We start from the raw sequence: 16246 nt of genomic DNA, 5'->3' as shown, positions 1-16246 counted from the left end.
CAGTCGACTATTTCTCTCCGAGAATAAGTAACGAATAAAATCGTTCAGAGGTTCTAATTATGTTAAACTGAAATTGTATGCAAATCGTTCATGGAGGCGCTATTTTGTTATTAATTCAGCATAAATCACTCTGTTTATCCTTAATTGTTGCAAGTCTCATGACACTTACAGCCTTCACCTCACCTGCTCTTGCAAGTACTAGCAACGTATCTGAAGCTACTCAGACATCAACTACTCCCGATACAACGAATATGACCGTTGGGGAGGCATTTGGGAATGACCCCGTGTTACTTAAGGCAGTTCTGACGACATTCGAAGAAATTAATTTGCAGTCGACCTCACCACTGTCTGAAATTGACAAAATGGCTTCATCAGTATACAATCCTGACCACTCAGTCCCTCGTCTTGATATCACTGACAAAATGACAGAATTTCAAGATTTGAAGTATCTCAAAGGGACCTACTCCCGCATAGTAATTGCTAATCAATCCCATCTATCTGAACATCTAAGCGATTTACTGGATCTCATCAATCGCAACGGACAAAGCAAGAATTATATTCAATCACTAGGACTTATTAATGATCAATTGAATGACGAAGATTTCAAGAATCTATGTTCTACTATTGCCGCTCAGCCAACTGTTGATGAGGTTTTTCCCGAAAGTACATATACTTTTCATGGTGTAAATGAATTATCCGTTGCCGAAAATGAAATTTCAGATTTCAGTCCGCTCAACAGCATTTACGACTTTTCATCTGCTAGCACTTATAAGCTCGGGGCCTTTGTGGGCTGGGGACAACATCCCACAAAAACTCAGCGCTTGTCGACTGCAAACGTTGTCGATAATTCTATTAATATTGATATGGAAAAAATACCGACCTATGTTCTAGCCACAGCTGATGAAACAAGGATTTCCCAGCCCGACTTTGAAAACGACGAAGTCTATCTCTCATACACGAAAAGACCAAATTTTTTTTACCGCACATACAAGAATGACTCAGACGGGACTGAGCCAGCCCATGAAGCGAGCTTGGACGACTTACTTATTGGTAGAATTCCTTTGCAGGATAGTAAGATACCAACGTTTTATGATTTAATAAATGGCATGGCCAATGGCGATTCGTCTAATCCTACGATATCTCACGCTAACAGATTTAATTCCTTAGACTATCAAAAGACTGACTTTCACCCCATTGCGACTTCTGATGAAACAAGTGCTTTCCAGTCCGAACTCGATGAACAATCTATCCCAGCTACTGATGGTACAAAACTATCAGCAGAAACCCAAATGTACAACATCCCCTCTGGCACACGTTCAGTCAAAATTCGCGCCCTATTTCTACAAAACAGAACCAGCGCAGACAGTCAGAAACGTGGTTACGTAGAAAACTATGAAATTCCTTTAAACTGGCCCGGCTCAAATGCTAGTACCGATTCATCAACCAGTGACTCTTCAGAAAGCACTACTGACACCGTCAGTCCCAAGGGCACCGTGGTCTACGCCACCAAGAAAATTGGCCTCTACAATGGCACCAACTTCACCAAGAAGGGCCGCCAACACTGGTACCGCAAGCAACCACGGATCAACCGGCCCATGTTTAAGGTTACCGGCTATGCCAATTCGACCGCTGGACGGCCACGGTACTTGGTCAAAGACGTTAACCATCGCTCCAGGACTGCTGGCGATGAAGGCTATATCACAACACAGGCTGCTTATGTGGCGCCGGTTTATTACCGCAAAGCGGCGAAGAAGATTACCGTCATCAATCCTAATGGCGTGAATGCTTACCGGAACAAATCGCTGACGGGCAAGGCAACGCACTACCGCCAGGGTCAAACGTTGCGAGTGAAGAAGCTGGTCAAACACAACCTGACTACGCGGTATGTCCTCACGAATGGCCACTATATCACCGCCAACAAGAAACTGGTTAAGAATGGGCGAGTCACCATGCCAAAGAGGCTTAAGGCTAAGGCCGCTATCAATCGGTACCGTGACGTGAACTTTAAACACCGACAGAAGCATTACCGCAAGGGCACTACGCTCACCGTGAAGGGCTGGGACTTCAGCGCTCATGGCACTATGCGTTACCGCGTGGCGCATGGGTATGTGACGGCCAATCACCACTACATCAAAACCATCCATTAATTAAAAACGAGATGACCGGTCACTTCAGACCAATCATCTCGTTTTTGAGTACACTTATTTTTTAACAACTAACGTTTTATTCGCCGTCACATAACGCCCATCGGTCAAGACCAACCGCGTCGTCAAATGATAATGCCGAATGGCCTTTACCCTCAGTACCGTTCCCCGTTTGAAATGCTGAAGGCGCCGACCGCTCAGATTAGCCAGGCGATACGCGTTAACCCCTAACGGATTCAGCACACGAACGCGTCGTGGTTTAACTCTGAAATAGGTGTTGGTCACGTCACTATCACTCGCCGTCACGTAACCCGTCAGGCCGTCCGTCTTAGACTGGTGATTCACATCGCGGACTCGATACCGCAAGACACCAGCAGCATTCCGCCGATACCCTGTCACCACAAACTGGGGCCACTGATTCCGTGGGCGTTTGGGATACCAGTGCAGGCGGTTTTTTCGATTAAAGTTGACCATGCGGTAAAGACCAATCTTCTTAAACGCCGACACCGCCTGCCCCTTAGGCACGACTTTGACCGGATCAGTTGGCGCTGGGGTCGATGGTGTGGGTGTAACTGTCGTTGGTGGCGTGGTGACCGCTGTACCACCGCCGTTTTCCGCTGGCACCTTCTTCTGGTAAATGTACGTGAACTCACCTGGCTTGGTGGCATCCGTTCGGGCTAAGTCATAACCAGCAATGGGTAAGACCGCCTTTTTCAACTCAGCGGTAAAATCGAAAGCTACCGTCACGTTCTCTGGTGCCCGTAAAGCCTTTCCCGCAGTATCTACAAAGTTAATGGTTAACTTCTGCATATCGGGTACAGCCTGATTAGGATCCATAGAAAAATGGAACCTAACATCACTATCCCTAACCCAGTCATGCGTACTAACTCGCCAGCTTTGGGAACCATCCATGAGATTCAGTTTTTCTGAATTCACGAACCAATCCGTTCCCTGCCCTAAGGCGCGTCCATCAATCAACTCATCTTCATCATTATAAAGATGAGTCACGTATTTTGTATTTCCTATATCAATCACTGGGGTCGTGACGTACCCGCCAGTCGCATCCTCAACGACCACCTGACTACCAGATGTCGTTTCTTGAGGTTGCTCCGATGAATCCTCCCCCGTGACAACGTCACCGTGCGCGACAACTGTTTTCCCCACTACTATCAACAAAACGACTCCCACTAAAACACTAACCAGAATTCCCTTAATTCCAGTCTTCACGACTCCCACTTCCTATGCCAAATTGATTGGGTCAAGTCATGATGACGTTTTATAAAAATAATTATCACCGCTGACTTTGCATACCCGGAATGATCATCCCCAGTATAACGCAAAAAGGACCAGGCCAGCCAAATATCTCAGGTAAACCTGGTCCCAATCAGTTTCACTCTACTAACAAAGTCACGCGCTTCCCAACAATCTCCAACAGCCCGTCCGCCACCAACTGGCCCAGCTGGCGACTCAACGTTTCTGGCGTGATGCCGAGGAAACTGGCGAGTTCCTTTTTCTTCACGGGTAAATCGAACGCCGTGGCCTGTTGCGCCTGACCAATCTGCTGGAGGTAGGCCAGCACCCGGTTCTTCGCCGTCAGATTGCCCGTTAGCGCGCTCACCGACTCCAGCTCGGTCAAGCGGTCACCCAGAATATTCAGGAGGTTAAACGCCACGTCTGGGTTCCGGCGCAGGAGATCCTGGAAGTCCGCGCGGCCAATCGAACAGATGCGGGTATCCTCTACGGCCTCGGCGTAGTTGAAGTGCTGGCGCTTGGCAAACAGCGCGGCCTCACTGTCGATGGTCCCGGCCCGCAGCATGTACAGCACCTTCTCCTTGCCGTTTTCGTTGAGCTGATACACCTTGACCCGCCCAGAATCGACGATCATCATCCGGTCCAGCTGACTGGTCGGGTCGTAGAGCACCGTGCCCTTCTTGAATAGCTGCTGGTGCACGGAAATCTTGGCAAGCTCCGCAATGGCGGCGTCATCCAGCCCCTTGAAAATGGGGGCACTCCGCACACATTTAATTGGCGAATGGGTCATCTTTTTTCGCTCCTTTTGACGTTTTCTTGACAATTATCAATTTCTATTTGCTAAAACCATTATATACTAAACCCATCACTTCGAGGAGGCCATTTCAAATGAAAATCTATCAAGCAAACATCCTGCCACTCAATGAACAGGTCATCGGGACCGCGGCCCACGGGACGGCGCTGTTCACCATCAACGGGGACACGCTGACTATTAATATTGAAATGTTTGACACCCCGGCCAACCTGCAGCACTGGGAACATTTCCACGGCTTCCCGGATGGCAAGGCCGCTGACATCGCCACGAGCGCGCAGGACGTGAACCACGATGGCTTCGTGGACCTCCCCGAGACGGGCGCGGTTTCCGGGACCACCATGGTACCATTCAACGACGCGCCCCACGAGATGGACATCCCCAACGACGACTACCCCGTTTCAGACGCGAACGGCTACTTCGCCTACACCAAGGTCGTGCCGCTGGCTAAGCTGGACGAAAAATTTAAGGCGACGTTTAACGATAGCGAGTTGGCGCTCGACAAGCGGGTCATCTACATCCACGGTGTCACGGACGATGTCGTCCTGCCAGACACGGTTGCCGGTGCGGTCGGCCACTACTCGACGCACGTCACCCTGCCGATTGCGGTCGGTAAGATTGTGGCGCTCTAATGGCTGGTAAGCAAACTGGGGCCATTGTGGCGACCGCCTACTACGCGGTGATCCTGTTGCTGGTGGCGTTTCACTTGGACATGCTGGCAATGTGGGGTATGGCGGTGGGGATGCTGGTTGATGCGGGGATGCGGCTGGTGCAACGATAATGAATTTAAGATAATCACTCTGGTCCGGCTGGACTGGGGTGATTTTTTCGTTTGAATTATTTCGAGAAATTATGATTTACTCAAAAAGAGCCGCATTCTCCAATTGGAAAACACGACTCATCTTAATTTAGCTTGAAGTTTATAGCATAATTACTGAGGAGTATTCCGCAAAACCCAGGCAATTGATCCGGTATAACCCTTATCCGTTTCAAGCTCACCAGCATAAATGTTGGGCTGTGCATCCAGATAGATACCCTGGGTTGTTCCACTTGCAGACCCCTTATCAAAGGCACTTCCAGGAATAGCATTGCCACTTGCCCAGCCCTTGGCCACATCAGCAGTTGTCGCACCAGATTCACGTTTGCCGCTGCCAACCTCTACAGCTGTGCCCGTCATATTTTGCTTGTTACCATCAGCATCAACATATACGAGCTTCCCATTCAATGGGCTCTTATCGCCATCAGCCATTGTCATTGTGGTAGCATTAGCCGTCACTGTCCAACCTCTACCCACCGTCTGTGTATCGTCAAGTAAAATTGACGGTGCCTTAGTTGGCGCAAACAGTGTTTCTTGTGCTGGAACAGGCAAACTACCGAACTCAAAATCTGTCAGTGAATTAAACTTAAAAACACCATCCGTTGCATATACACTGATAGGTGTCGTGCTTGTCGTCTTGTCACCAGCACTGTCACTAGCGCTAACATTGATGGTCAAAGGCTTGGTTGCAGTCGCTGTGGCTATACTAGTTGCTAAATCGGTACTATCAGCTGTATAAGTCAATCCATCCGAATCGCTCAAAGGTGTCGTAGATCCTTCTTTAATAGTAGTTAACCCTGCTGCATTGGAACTTGCCAACCATTTGAGTATATCGGCGTCCGACTTACCGGTAATGTTTGCAGACAAAGTATCAGGATCAACGGCAACTGTCGGAGTAGTAGCTGTCATAGAAAGCGGAACTGTCGGAACCACCTTAGCAGTTACGTCCTTATAATCACCAAATTCGTTGCCAGAATATTCAGTAACCGTGATTTGATTCCCGGCCTTTAGAGATTTAAGTGTATCACTACCTAAATCAATCGTATACTTCCCGTCAGCTTGAACCGTCGCCGTATGCGTACCAGAAACACTGCTTAAACTTACCGTTAATCCTGGTTTACCAGTACCCGTAATTTTTGAGGCACTCGAGGATACTGTACCGCCACCGTCAATCGTTAAATCACCCATCGCTGCTACAGCATCTGGGTCAGATTTCAAACTTACCCAATAATACCGGTTATAAAGATTCGTGCCATAATTAGCTGTGAAGCCAATATAGATTGGCAACGTCAGCCCCTTACCTAAGTTGGTTAAGTCAACGTCTAGCTCAGTCCAGCCGCTTGGAATACTTGTGACTTTTTTTCCTGAAATTGGCCAGCTAGTAACCGAATTTTTAACTAACGATGTCGAATGTACGCTATCAGTGTGCATGATATCCGGATAAAAACTGATTAGCGACCCATTTTTAATCTCTGGATTACTTCCATTACCCGATTGCGTATACTTAAGGAAAAATTTCGTCGTTTTAGTTGTCACACGGCCATTTTCTACGCCATTTGCATAAACGCCAGATGGCATCTCTGGATAATTGTTTATCCCATACCAACTATCCTGGATTACATCGTTGACATAATTTGGAGAATCTCGATTGTTATCAAAAGACGCACCAGATAGCTTTGTTGCATCAGCATCAACACCGCTCGGATTACTCCCTGCGGCCTCAGCAGTATTAACACCAGCCATCCCCACACCAACAAAAGCCAGCAGCAAACCAAGCTGTAGTAAAATTTTCTTCAACTTCATCTTAGCTCACTCCCTCTCCCGTAATAGGCGTGCTTGCCGATAAACTGTGACCGACAAGATTAGGACGATTAACAATAACAACCCGAAAATACTGGTTAAAAACATCCGCGATTCACTGGTCTGCGGTAACCGACCGGCAATCAAATCAGCTGAGCCAGCCTTCACGACCGTAGCCACCGCCGCGGCCGGCGAGGCCTTTTTACTGGCCGCTGGGGCTACCTGATCATCTTGTGTCTTATTCTTAAGAGAAGGTTTTTGGCCATTCGAAATGGTGTCAGAACCTTCATCGGCACCGGCGCCCATTCCTGAGCCGTCCAGCTTGGCCGCATTCGGATTAGCATGAATTGTGACAGCCGTTCCGGTATCGCCGCCCGTACCACCAACTGTGGTGGCGAGCGCTGGCGTTCCCGCGCCAAGGCCAATTAAAACTGTCAAAACGAGAACCAGTCGCATGAATATTCTTTTCATGACCAGCGCCCTCCTTTCGTACACAGCAGCCTATTCCTTGTTATCCTCATCATCCCGACGACGGCGACGAATCAGGTACATAATCAATAGAATCAGTAAAATTAAAATTAACATGGCCAAGGCACCCAAGCCAATCAAGAGCCAGATGTTCACACCCGGGTCATCGACCGAGTCCTTGTTATATTTACTAGCTTGCGCGCGGGTAATCGTGAAGTTACGGTCAAACACCCAGGTCCGATCCGTGTTCTTCACCACCATGTGCAAGTGATAGTTTCCAACCGCCAACTTAGTCTTCCCATAAAGCATGGGATAGCTAAAGCCAGTGTTAGGGGCCATCTGAACATTTTCCTTGGTGAAGTGACCCACCGTCTTACCACCATCACGGTTAGTAATCGTGGTGGTCATTTTCAGGTTAGGCACGATGATGGCCGTTGGGTTCCGCAGATTAGCGATAACGCCACGGTGGTAATTACTGATACCAGCGCCAACCTTGCCCAATTTCAAATCAGGGTTCGGGAGCTTACCCACCGTGTAGGCCATCCCCACCACGTACGCATACTTGTTGGTGATGTTGTTGGCCCCTTTAACGCTACCGGTCACCTTACGATCGACCCGTTTAAAGTACCAGCCACCGAGAATAGCCCCGTTAAAATTGCTCTTGGGCATCTTGACCTTGACCGTCACAACCTTGGACCCTTTAGCAGGAACCGTCACAACCTGTTTGCCCTGTAACCGACTAATATCGCTCATCTTGTAACGTAACGATGGGTCATAACTCTTGGCGGCGCTCATATAGTTGATCGCACCAGATGACCCCGTCCAGGCGGTATTCACCTGGGACTTAACGCGAATATTTTGAGTCGTCACGTTGTAAATTCTGGTTTGCAGCGTCTCCGTTTGGCCTGGCTTCATGGCCAGATCAAAGAAGGACTTGTTCTTATCAATTTGATTCTGTGGAATCTTGGCTTCCACGCTATAGCCAATATCATTGGCCACAGCGGCCTTTGAAATCACTGGGACCGATAACCCCAGCACCACACTAAAAATCGCGAGTACCATGAGTTGAAGCTTCTTAAATCCTGACATCCTTACACCTCTGCCTTACCCTAGTTAGACTTTGTCGTATCAATCTCATGATACTACATATGTAGGCGAAAAAGGTGCTCATCTCTAAACAATGGACACCTTCACTCGCAACCAAACAATTATTTAATTGGATCTGAAGAAGTTGGGGTGTTGGTTAAACTCCAAGTTAAGTTCCCGTTGTAAGTCCCGGACTTGGCGTTAGGCGCCACGTTGCCCAGGGAAATCTTGTCAGTCGCTAATTGGAAAGCGGTGGCACCGGCACCATGGTCAGCAGCTGCGGTGTAGATGGTAGTTGGGTTTGAAGTACCATCGGTAGACAGACTAACGTTGTTAGCAGTAATGCCAGTATCCTTGGCGGAGTTGGTAACAATTGTGTCAGTGTTTTCAGTTCCGGCAGCGCCAGTACCAAAGTCAACCGTGGCACCCTTTAAGACGGCACTATTTTCATTGGTCATTTGAGAACTCTTAACTTGAACTGACCAGCCGGCGTTCGTCCCACGAGAGTCACCAACTTCAGTGACGAAGTTATCGTTGAGTGCGCCACCCTTGGTAAAGGTACTTTCCGTAATGCTCTTAACTGGAATGGTTTGAGCTTCACTAATTGATGAAGTTGTTTCGTCAAAAGTCATATCCTTCGTGACGTACAGGAAGGTCAACGGACCACTAACAGAAGCACCGTTATTATTTGAATTATTAGGATCTGATGGATCAGCTGGATCCGTGTTAGATTGATTTTCTGGATTCGATGGATCAACTGGCTTAGTCATGTTAGCTGGCGCATCAATCTTAACGTGCGTAGCAGTATTCCCAGTCGAATCTGGAGCAGTTGTGTCCGCATTGGCAGCAACTGGTGCAACTGTCCCCAACAACAATGCACTGGCTAATACGATTGTACTTAATGTCTTCTTCATAAATAAAGCACCCCTTAGATTTATCTTTTATGGATTCCCAAAACACTGTGACAGACAACACATCTTATGGGTCGTCATGACTTTTGGCAAGAAGATGAGCACCTCAATCATTAAGACCAGTTGTGGAAAAGCAACTCCCCCTAGAAGGATGTTACGCTTCACTAACTATGTAACAAAGCTATTATAAGTCCAAATAGTTCAGTTGTAAACCATTTTCTGACATAAATCTAAAAAATATTAATCAATTGATAAAAGTTAAGTAAACTACCGTTCTTCGGGCATTTATAGCCCATTTAACGGGACTATTGCAGCTGTTTATCGTTCATACGAACTAGCCATCTAAACGATTCTGGATAGCGCTTTCTAAATTCCGTTAGGTCATCAATCGTATAGGGCCATTGGCTTTTAGGAGCCGAACTCGTATGCTAACCGTTCGCGGCCACACTGGCTAATCAGTGGATGTGGCGACGACTATTGACGTTATGGTGATATTATCCTGCTTCAAGCAGAAATTATTGTTTGTCATCCGAGCTGGGATGGCTGCCCACGATTGCACTTAACAGTCTGTCCAATTCTCGTGTGTGCTTTCCAACCAAAATCGACTCGACCTGATTTCCGCCAGTTCTAGCCCCCAGTTCAATAGTAAACTTAACAAAAAAACATCCCAACAAGTCAGCCATAAATCCTTGTTGAGACGTTTATCAAATTTAATTAACCCTCTAATAAGGCGTGTTGTTCAACCACCACGTCATGTTGCCAGAGTAATTCGCTGTCTGGCCACCACCCGCGTAAATATTGGGCTGCGCCTGCAAGTATATGCCTGCCGGCGCGTCCGAAGCATTTCCTGGGTACTGTTGACCAGAATGCTCCCAATCACTAGCGACATTGGTATCATCACTCGACCGCGTTCCAGACATTATCTTGACTAAACTATCATCCAAGGTCTGGTTATGCCCCTCACCGTCTGCGTAAACCAAGCTCAAGGTATGGTCACTACCATCTGTCAGTGGCGTTGCTTGCACTGCCAAGTACCAAGGCGAACCTTTCGCCCGCGTATCAGAAATGTGAACACTGTAGGCGCCCGCATCCGAACCATCCGTGTTCAAACTGCCATTAGGCGCAATCAAGGTCGATTGATTTGGAATTGGCAACGGCCGACTCTTACTACCAAATTCCAGTGACGTATACGTCCCAAACTGGAGCTGACCAGCACTCCGCAACACGTTAGTCGTCGCATCACTCGTACTCGTATCACCGGCTGAGTCCTTGGCGTTAATAGCCACACTCGTGTTACCACCAGCCATCACTGAGCTCAGTGTGTCCGCTGTTGTACTGGTATTAAAAACCAGACCGTCCTTCGTCTTCGTTAATGCCGTTGGGTCACCTTGTTTGGTGACGGTCAACCCAGCTTGCTCAGCCAGCCAATCAGCAATGTCCGCCGATGACTTGCCCGTAATATGATCAGTCCACTCATCCGGTGTGACGCTCACAGTCGACGTTGCTGGCGAAATCGTCAGTGGCAGTGAGTCACTGACGTTGGCCGTTGCTGATTTGGCATCACCAAATTGATTACTCTCGGTCACCTTCACACTTGACATATTTCCTAAGCTCTTAAGTGTTGCTGCTCCGAGGCTGATACTGTAATTGCCGTTGGCATCAACCGTCGTCGTATATTTATTATCCGGAATAGACTCCCCAGACAGCGTGACCGTTGTACCAGACTCACCGGTACCCGTAATCGTTGTACTAGCCGAAGGCAGGTCGGCACCTTTATTAATGGTGACATCCGCCATTTTAGAAACAGCGTCACTGGCAGCGGTCAGCGCCATGTCCCCATAGTGAACCCACTCCGTGCTTGAGGGTGCTACGTACGAAAAGCCAATGTAGATCGGTAGAGGGATCTTCGTCCCTAACTGTGACAAATCGACGTTGATCGTTGTCGCAACCGTATTCGTGAAAATAAATCCTGTCGTTGGCGGTGTGGCCGTCTGACCAGAATTGGTAATCGTCCAGGGCGTCGGTGTTGAAGTTGCTAACGACTTCGGCTTGCCGTCTACCATGGCAATCACGTCGGTATAGAACGTCCCATACTTCCCTTTAGTTGTGGTTGCCGTCCCATCATACATAATCTTAAACTGGGTTGTCTTGTTTGTGATTCGGCCATTAACCACACCATCCGCAGACACATCACCTATATTAGGGTAAGACGACGTCCCAAAGGGAACACTATCACCTTTAGCCAAAACAAAGTCGGTATTTCTGCCGTAAACGCCTGAGTCTGTGGTTATTGGGGTCAAAGTATCTGCCCGTGCCACTTGCATGCCAGTCGCAAGCCCCATAAACGCGAGCAGCAAAACCAGCTGTTCTAAAACCTTCTTAACCTTCATCCTGAAACTTAATTCCTCTCCCTAAGCCGACGTGCTTGCTGGTAAACCAGCATGGCTAACATGGCGACCATTAATAGCAGCATGCCAAACAAGCTCACCAAAAATAGTTGTGACTCGCTCGTTTGTGGCAACCGACCCGCGACCAAGTCAGCTGAGCCAGATTTAACCGCCGTGACGACGGCCCCTGGGACAGTCTGCTTGTTCCCCGTCTTGGATCCAGTTTTCTTTGATGCGGTTGACTGAGAACCGGTTAGCCGATCGCCATCAGCGCCCGTTGTGGGTGTTTGCCCACTGGGAATTTGATCCACCAGGTCAGCTAACCGCTGTTGCTGGGGGTTCCCAATGATATGAACCCCCATCTGGGTCGTCCCACCGGTTCCGCCAACCGTCGTGGCGAGTGCGGGCGTGCCAACGCCAACCCCCACAACCAGTGTGACAGCCAAGATGACGCTCATGATTATTTTTTTCATCACCCACGCCCTCCTCTCGGGCCGAACGTGCTTATTTCTCAGTGTCTTCTTCATCCCGACGACGGCGGCGAATCAGATAGATGATCAACAAGATTAAGAGGATCAATAGCAGCATGACTAACGCACCGATCCCAATCAGCAGCCACATATTCATCCCGGGATTGTCCACGGAACTGCGGTTGTACTTGTTGGCTTGGGCCTTGGTAATCGTGAAGTCGCGGTCAAATACCCAGGTTCGATCCGTATTCTTCACAACCATGTGCAGATGATAGTATCCCGCCTTTAAAGGTGTCTTGCCATAAAGCATGGGGTAGCCAAATGTCGTGTTCGGTGCCATTTGAACATTCGTTTGTTTCAGTTGCTTCACAACTTTGCCACCATCCCGATTGGTAATGGTGGTGTTCATCTTCAAGTTAGGCACAATCGTTGCCGTTGGGTTCCGCAGGTTCGCAATCACACCGCGGTGATAGTTGCTGAGCCCAGCGCCCACCTTGCCTAAGGTCAGATTGCCACTGGGAACCTTGCCCAGGACGTATTCCATGCCGACCACGTAAGCGTACTTGTTCCGAACGTTATTGGCCCCTTTGACGTTACCCGTCACCTTGGTGTCGGTCCGTTCAAAGTACCACGCACCCAGAACCAAGCCATTAAACCCAGACATTTGCGGCAACGCGACCTTAGCAGTCACCACTTTAGACCCATGAGCTGGAATCGTGACGGTCTTCTGGCCTTGCACCTTCGTCAACTCACTCATCTTGTACTTCAATGAAGAATCTTAGGTCTTAGTTGGGTTGACATAATCAATCGCCCCACCCGAGTTGGTCCAAGCCGTATGAATCGCGGACTTCACCTTGATCTCTTGATTCGTCACGTTAAAAATTTTGGTATGCAGCGTTTGCGTTTGCCCTGACTTCATTTTCAATTCAAAAAATGAGTTGCGCTTGTCAATCTGGTTCTTCGGCAACTGAGCCGCCACACTATAGCCAATATCGTTTTGCGCCGCAGCGTTAGCCTTAACCGTTGCTAAGCCACCCATGAATACACCAAAAATTGCGAGAAAAATTAGTTGAAACTTCTTGAACTTTGTCATACTTTCACCCCTGATTTACCCTAGTTAAATACTTAACTCATCAATTTCATAATACCCCATATGTAAATAAAAAAGGTGTTCATTTTATCCAATGGACACCTTTTCTCGTAAATCACACATTTTTTTAGTTAGCAGGCGTCGTAGCTGGCGCGTCCACTGGGGTATCAGATAAGGCCCAAGTTAAGGTCCCATCGTAAGTCCCGGCAGCGGTGTTCCCACCGACATTGGCTAATTTAATGTTCGTTGGATCGAGTTGGAATGACGTTGACCCAGCACCGGAGCCTTTTTCAGCATTGTAAATAGTTTGTGCGGTAGCTGTCGTGGTTGGCACACTAACCGTGTTGGCTGAGATTCCAGCTGAGTTACCACTAGCATCTGCGGCGTCACCAGAGTTCTTGATGGTCGTAGCACCAGCACCGTTGAAGTCAACCGTGGCACCCTTCAAAGAAACGTTCGTATCTTTATCCGTCATTGGTGAGCTAGAGACGCTGACAGACCAACCGGCGTTAGTCGCACGCGTGTCAGAGATTTCAGTGACAAAGTTAGGGTTGGCTTGCGCATCGGTAGCGCTGCTGAAAGTATCCGTACTGATCTTGTCAACAGCAATGTCAGGTTGCGTTGCAGAAGTAACAGCTTGAACAGACTGGAAAGCCATGTTCTTGGTTACGTATAAGAAGCTTAATGGACCATCGTTGTTCGTGGCACCATTATTATCGGTGGCTGAACCGCCAGCATCCGTATCTGGCTTGTTTGGATCAACTGGGTTGGTCTTGTTAGTTGGTGCCGTGAACGTAGCATGCGTGTCGGTCGTACCTGAAGTCCCAGTGACGGCATCGGCATGAGCAGCAACTGGTGCGACAGTCCCCAACAATAATGCACTGGCTAATACGATTGTACTTAATGTCTTCTTCATAAATAAAGCACCCCTTAATTTATCTTTTAATAAATTCCCAAAACAATGCAACAAGCTTATGGGCCTCGCTGATTTCGGTAAAAGCCTAAGCACCTCAACCATTGCGACCAGTTGGATAAACGCAACGCCCCTGAAAAGGTGTTACGATTCACTAACTATGTAACAAAGCTATTATAAGGCCAATTGATTTCGTTGTAAACAATTTTTGTGCTTATATTTTAAAAAATATTAATCAGATGATAAAATCAACCAAAACGCTGTGTTTAAAGCGTTTATACTATGTTCTCAATAACTATCAAAGATGCTTATTGTTCGCAAAAATAGCCACATGGTTGACTATGGACAAGGGGCCGTAACCCCTAACAGGCCTACAATCGTATAGGGCTATCAGCATTCCAGCAATAGCCTGTTCCAAATAGCTGATTACGCTAAATTAGCTAAAAAGGTAATTAAACTAATAAACTTTACGCTAGCTTTGACACAAATTTATGAGAGGACAAATCTTAAAGGCTTAAAAAATTCGACAAAAAAATGATGGCCACAGAGACCACCACTTTAAACGCATAACTGGCTACTTATTTGATTGCCATCACAATCTTCTTATTAGCAGTCAAATATTGACCATTACTCAAGACAAAACGTGTCGCTAAATTATGCTGCTCTAAACCAACAATTTTCAATACCTTGCTCTGCTTCACATGTTTCGTCCGCTTAGTTAAATTGACATTCTGGTATAAATTGACACCCTTTTTGTTTAAAACTTTAATCTGCTTGACCGACTTTTGATAATAAGCTGATCCAACAAAATCTTTCCGGGCTGTCACGTATCCTGTCTTACCAGTAGTTTTACTAGTATGATTTACATCTTTAACTTTGTAGCGGAGTGAACCTGATTTAGAGTAAGCGTAGCCCGTTACGACAAACATTGGCCGATTCGTTCTGGTCGTCTTAGAATACTTTACAACCCGCTGACTCTTGTTAAACGTTGGCGTTCGATACAGGTACAACGTCTTTAGCCCATAAATAACTGACCGCTTAGGCGCAGCGACATCAGCCGCCTCATCTGCCATCACGGTTAACGAAACAGTCTTCGTTTTCCCATTTGCGGCTTTGAGAACGACTAAATAAGTCCCTGGTTTCTGAAGATTGGCTTTACCAGTATCTACCGTAACCGGCATAGAATTTCCCGAACGATCAGTTGCCTTTGCATCAAATGTAGCCGCATCAATGGATTGTCCCACTTTAACAGTTGCAGTATCATTTGCTGTTAAACTAGATTGATCAGTCGCATTCGTTGACCCCGTTTGGCTACCCGGTTTAACGTAATGCACGGTCGTAACGTATTTTCCTTCCTTGGCGAAATTAATCTTAACTTCCTTCTGGTCAGGAACGTACTCGTCCACGGATGGACTGGTAATCGTGATTGGCGTCTTTCCAGCATAGCCAGTCACCACATCATCGGCATGTGCCGCCGTACCATCTGGCAAGACGTATTTAATTGTCATTTGATAATCATTATCAACGATATAGATCTTAAAATCCGGTATCTTATAATCATATCCCGCTGAATTAGGATCCGCAGCAGGTTCTGGCACCATAGTTTCCCCAGCTTCTGCTCGTGTCTTCTCCATGTCAACAGAGGACTTTGGAAAGCTTGCGAGCTGTTGTTCGATATTCTGATTAATCCCTTCTGCATCAGGAACATTTTTAGGGTTGGCATACATGTCGGAAAATTTAGCAATTGCCGTACTTTCGTCAATAATCCTATTGGAATAATCAAAATAAGTATTGATAACGTCATACATCGTGTAAGGTGAGTTGAACTGATATTTAAATTGCGTTTTAAAGAAATCATTATAGGACACACCATTGACATCACTGTCCGGTAACGTCACAGGATTAGTATCACCACCACCAGCAAAGGTACTATTTGTACTGTCATTCTCCGATTCCAAATAAATATTGTATACATATCTGGAATCGGCCTGGGCCACAACCGTCCCAGAATCCTTAAAAAACTAAAGGTTGAAAGTACTCAAATAGGCTTCAGCCCTTGGGATACTTGAACTGGAGCAACTTAAATTAGATTTTATGC

At 47.2% G+C, this 16246-nt stretch carries 14 protein-coding genes and 1 pseudogene; 3 read left to right on the top strand and 12 right to left on the bottom strand.

Going from position 1 to position 16246, the window contains the following annotated elements; translation table 11 throughout:
- Positions 1 to 104 precede the first annotated feature (104 nt).
- Positions 105 to 2147: a DUF5776 domain-containing protein gene (locus EKM84_RS05375; protein WP_125764462.1), complete on the top strand. Its 2043-nt coding sequence runs from the start codon at positions 105 to 107 to the stop codon at positions 2145 to 2147.
- 54 nt (positions 2148 to 2201) lie between these two features.
- Here the strand turns inward: EKM84_RS05375 and EKM84_RS05370 are convergent, their stop codons facing one another.
- Both EKM84_RS05370 and EKM84_RS05365 read right to left on the bottom strand, forming a co-directional pair.
- Entirely contained in the window at positions 2202 to 3371 is a 1170-nt protein-coding gene (locus EKM84_RS05370) for a DUF5776 domain-containing protein (RefSeq protein ID WP_125764460.1), read from the bottom strand.
- A 163-nt stretch (positions 3372 to 3534) separates the two neighbouring features.
- Positions 3535 to 4185, bottom strand: a complete 651-nt coding sequence (locus tag EKM84_RS05365) for a Crp/Fnr family transcriptional regulator (RefSeq protein WP_125764458.1) — start codon at positions 4183 to 4185, stop codon at positions 3535 to 3537.
- A 98-nt stretch (positions 4186 to 4283) separates the two neighbouring features.
- Between EKM84_RS05365 and EKM84_RS05360 the strand changes: the two genes are divergently transcribed.
- Positions 4284 to 4838, top strand: a complete 555-nt coding sequence (locus EKM84_RS05360; RefSeq protein WP_125764456.1) for a hypothetical protein — start codon at positions 4284 to 4286, stop codon at positions 4836 to 4838.
- Positions 4838 to 4987: a hypothetical protein gene (locus EKM84_RS14155; RefSeq protein WP_164511326.1), complete on the top strand. Its 150-nt coding sequence runs from the start codon at positions 4838 to 4840 to the stop codon at positions 4985 to 4987. Before EKM84_RS05360 ends, EKM84_RS14155 begins: the two co-directional genes overlap by 1 nt.
- A 150-nt stretch (positions 4988 to 5137) precedes the next feature.
- Here the strand turns inward: EKM84_RS14155 and EKM84_RS05355 are convergent, their stop codons facing one another.
- The 10 genes and pseudogenes from EKM84_RS05355 to EKM84_RS05315 all read right to left on the bottom strand — a co-directional run bounded on the left by EKM84_RS05355 (position 5138) and on the right by EKM84_RS05315 (position 16145).
- Positions 5138 to 6826 (bottom strand): Ig-like domain-containing protein, encoded by a 1689-nt coding sequence (locus EKM84_RS05355; protein ID WP_125764454.1) that lies wholly within the window; start codon positions 6824 to 6826, stop codon positions 5138 to 5140.
- Between the two features lie 6 nt (positions 6827 to 6832).
- A complete protein-coding gene (locus EKM84_RS05350) occupies positions 6833 to 7294 on the bottom strand; it encodes an LPXTG cell wall anchor domain-containing protein (protein WP_125764452.1) in 462 nt (153 codons plus the stop codon).
- 30 nt (positions 7295 to 7324) lie between these two features.
- Positions 7325 to 8353, bottom strand: a complete 1029-nt coding sequence (locus EKM84_RS05345; protein ID WP_225418152.1) for a DUF916 and DUF3324 domain-containing protein — start codon at positions 8351 to 8353, stop codon at positions 7325 to 7327.
- A 146-nt stretch (positions 8354 to 8499) separates the two neighbouring features.
- Positions 8500 to 9291 carry a WxL domain-containing protein gene (locus EKM84_RS05340; protein WP_125764448.1) on the bottom strand — a complete coding sequence of 264 codons (792 nt, stop codon included), beginning with the start codon at positions 9289 to 9291 and terminating at the stop codon, positions 8500 to 8502.
- Positions 9292 to 10010: 719 nt separating this feature from the next.
- Positions 10011 to 11678, bottom strand: a complete 1668-nt coding sequence (locus EKM84_RS05335) for a hypothetical protein (RefSeq protein WP_125764446.1) — start codon at positions 11676 to 11678, stop codon at positions 10011 to 10013.
- Between the two features lie 8 nt (positions 11679 to 11686).
- Positions 11687 to 12148: a hypothetical protein gene (locus tag EKM84_RS05330; RefSeq protein WP_125764444.1), complete on the bottom strand. Its 462-nt coding sequence runs from the start codon at positions 12146 to 12148 to the stop codon at positions 11687 to 11689.
- A 31-nt stretch (positions 12149 to 12179) separates the two neighbouring features.
- Entirely contained in the window at positions 12180 to 12749 is a 570-nt protein-coding gene (locus EKM84_RS14310) for a DUF3324 domain-containing protein (RefSeq protein WP_225418157.1), read from the bottom strand.
- Positions 12750 to 12776: 27 nt separating this feature from the next.
- Positions 12777 to 13184, bottom strand: a pseudogene (locus tag EKM84_RS14305) (DUF916 domain-containing protein); the annotation flags it as partial.
- Between the two features lie 178 nt (positions 13185 to 13362).
- The gene (locus EKM84_RS05320; protein WP_164511325.1) at positions 13363 to 14151 is read right to left on the bottom strand and encodes a WxL domain-containing protein; all 789 of its coding nucleotides are present in this window, start codon (positions 14149 to 14151) and stop codon (positions 13363 to 13365) included.
- A gap of 575 nt (positions 14152 to 14726) precedes the next feature.
- Positions 14727 to 16145, bottom strand: coding sequence for a DUF5776 domain-containing protein (locus EKM84_RS05315; RefSeq protein WP_164511324.1), 1419 nt, complete (start codon positions 16143 to 16145; stop codon positions 14727 to 14729).
- Between the last annotated feature and the right edge of the window lie 101 nt (positions 16146 to 16246).

This window comes from Levilactobacillus mulengensis, assembly GCF_003946045.1.
Taxonomy (GTDB): Bacteria; Bacillota; Bacilli; order Lactobacillales; family Lactobacillaceae; genus Levilactobacillus; species Levilactobacillus mulengensis.
The sequence above is the reverse complement of the archived record's forward strand: the minus strand, read 5'-3'. Positions and strand labels throughout refer to the sequence as shown.

Excerpts from the sequence above, each read along its gene's own strand:
- EKM84_RS05330 (WP_125764444.1), bottom strand. The coding sequence starts at position 12,148 with ATGAAAAAAATAATCATGAGCGTCATCTTGGCTGTCACACTGGTTGTG.
- EKM84_RS05365 (WP_125764458.1), bottom strand. The coding sequence starts at position 4,185 with ATGACCCATTCGCCAATTAAATGTGTGCGGAGTGCCCCCATTTTCAAG.
- EKM84_RS05360 (WP_125764456.1), top strand. The coding sequence starts at position 4,284 with ATGAAAATCTATCAAGCAAACATCCTGCCACTCAATGAACAGGTCATC.
- EKM84_RS05340 (WP_125764448.1), bottom strand. The coding sequence starts at position 9,291 with ATGAAGAAGACATTAAGTACAATCGTATTAGCCAGTGCATTGTTGTTG.
- EKM84_RS14155 (WP_164511326.1), top strand. The coding sequence starts at position 4,838 with ATGGCTGGTAAGCAAACTGGGGCCATTGTGGCGACCGCCTACTACGCG.
- EKM84_RS05320 (WP_164511325.1), bottom strand. The coding sequence starts at position 14,151 with ATGAAGAAGACATTAAGTACAATCGTATTAGCCAGTGCATTATTGTTG.
- EKM84_RS05345 (WP_225418152.1), bottom strand. The coding sequence starts at position 8,353 with ATGGTACTCGCGATTTTTAGTGTGGTGCTGGGGTTATCGGTCCCAGTG.
- EKM84_RS05350 (WP_125764452.1), bottom strand. The coding sequence starts at position 7,294 with ATGAAAAGAATATTCATGCGACTGGTTCTCGTTTTGACAGTTTTAATT.
- EKM84_RS05355 (WP_125764454.1), bottom strand. The coding sequence starts at position 6,826 with ATGAAGTTGAAGAAAATTTTACTACAGCTTGGTTTGCTGCTGGCTTTT.
- EKM84_RS05335 (WP_125764446.1), bottom strand. The coding sequence starts at position 11,678 with ATGAAGGTTAAGAAGGTTTTAGAACAGCTGGTTTTGCTGCTCGCGTTT.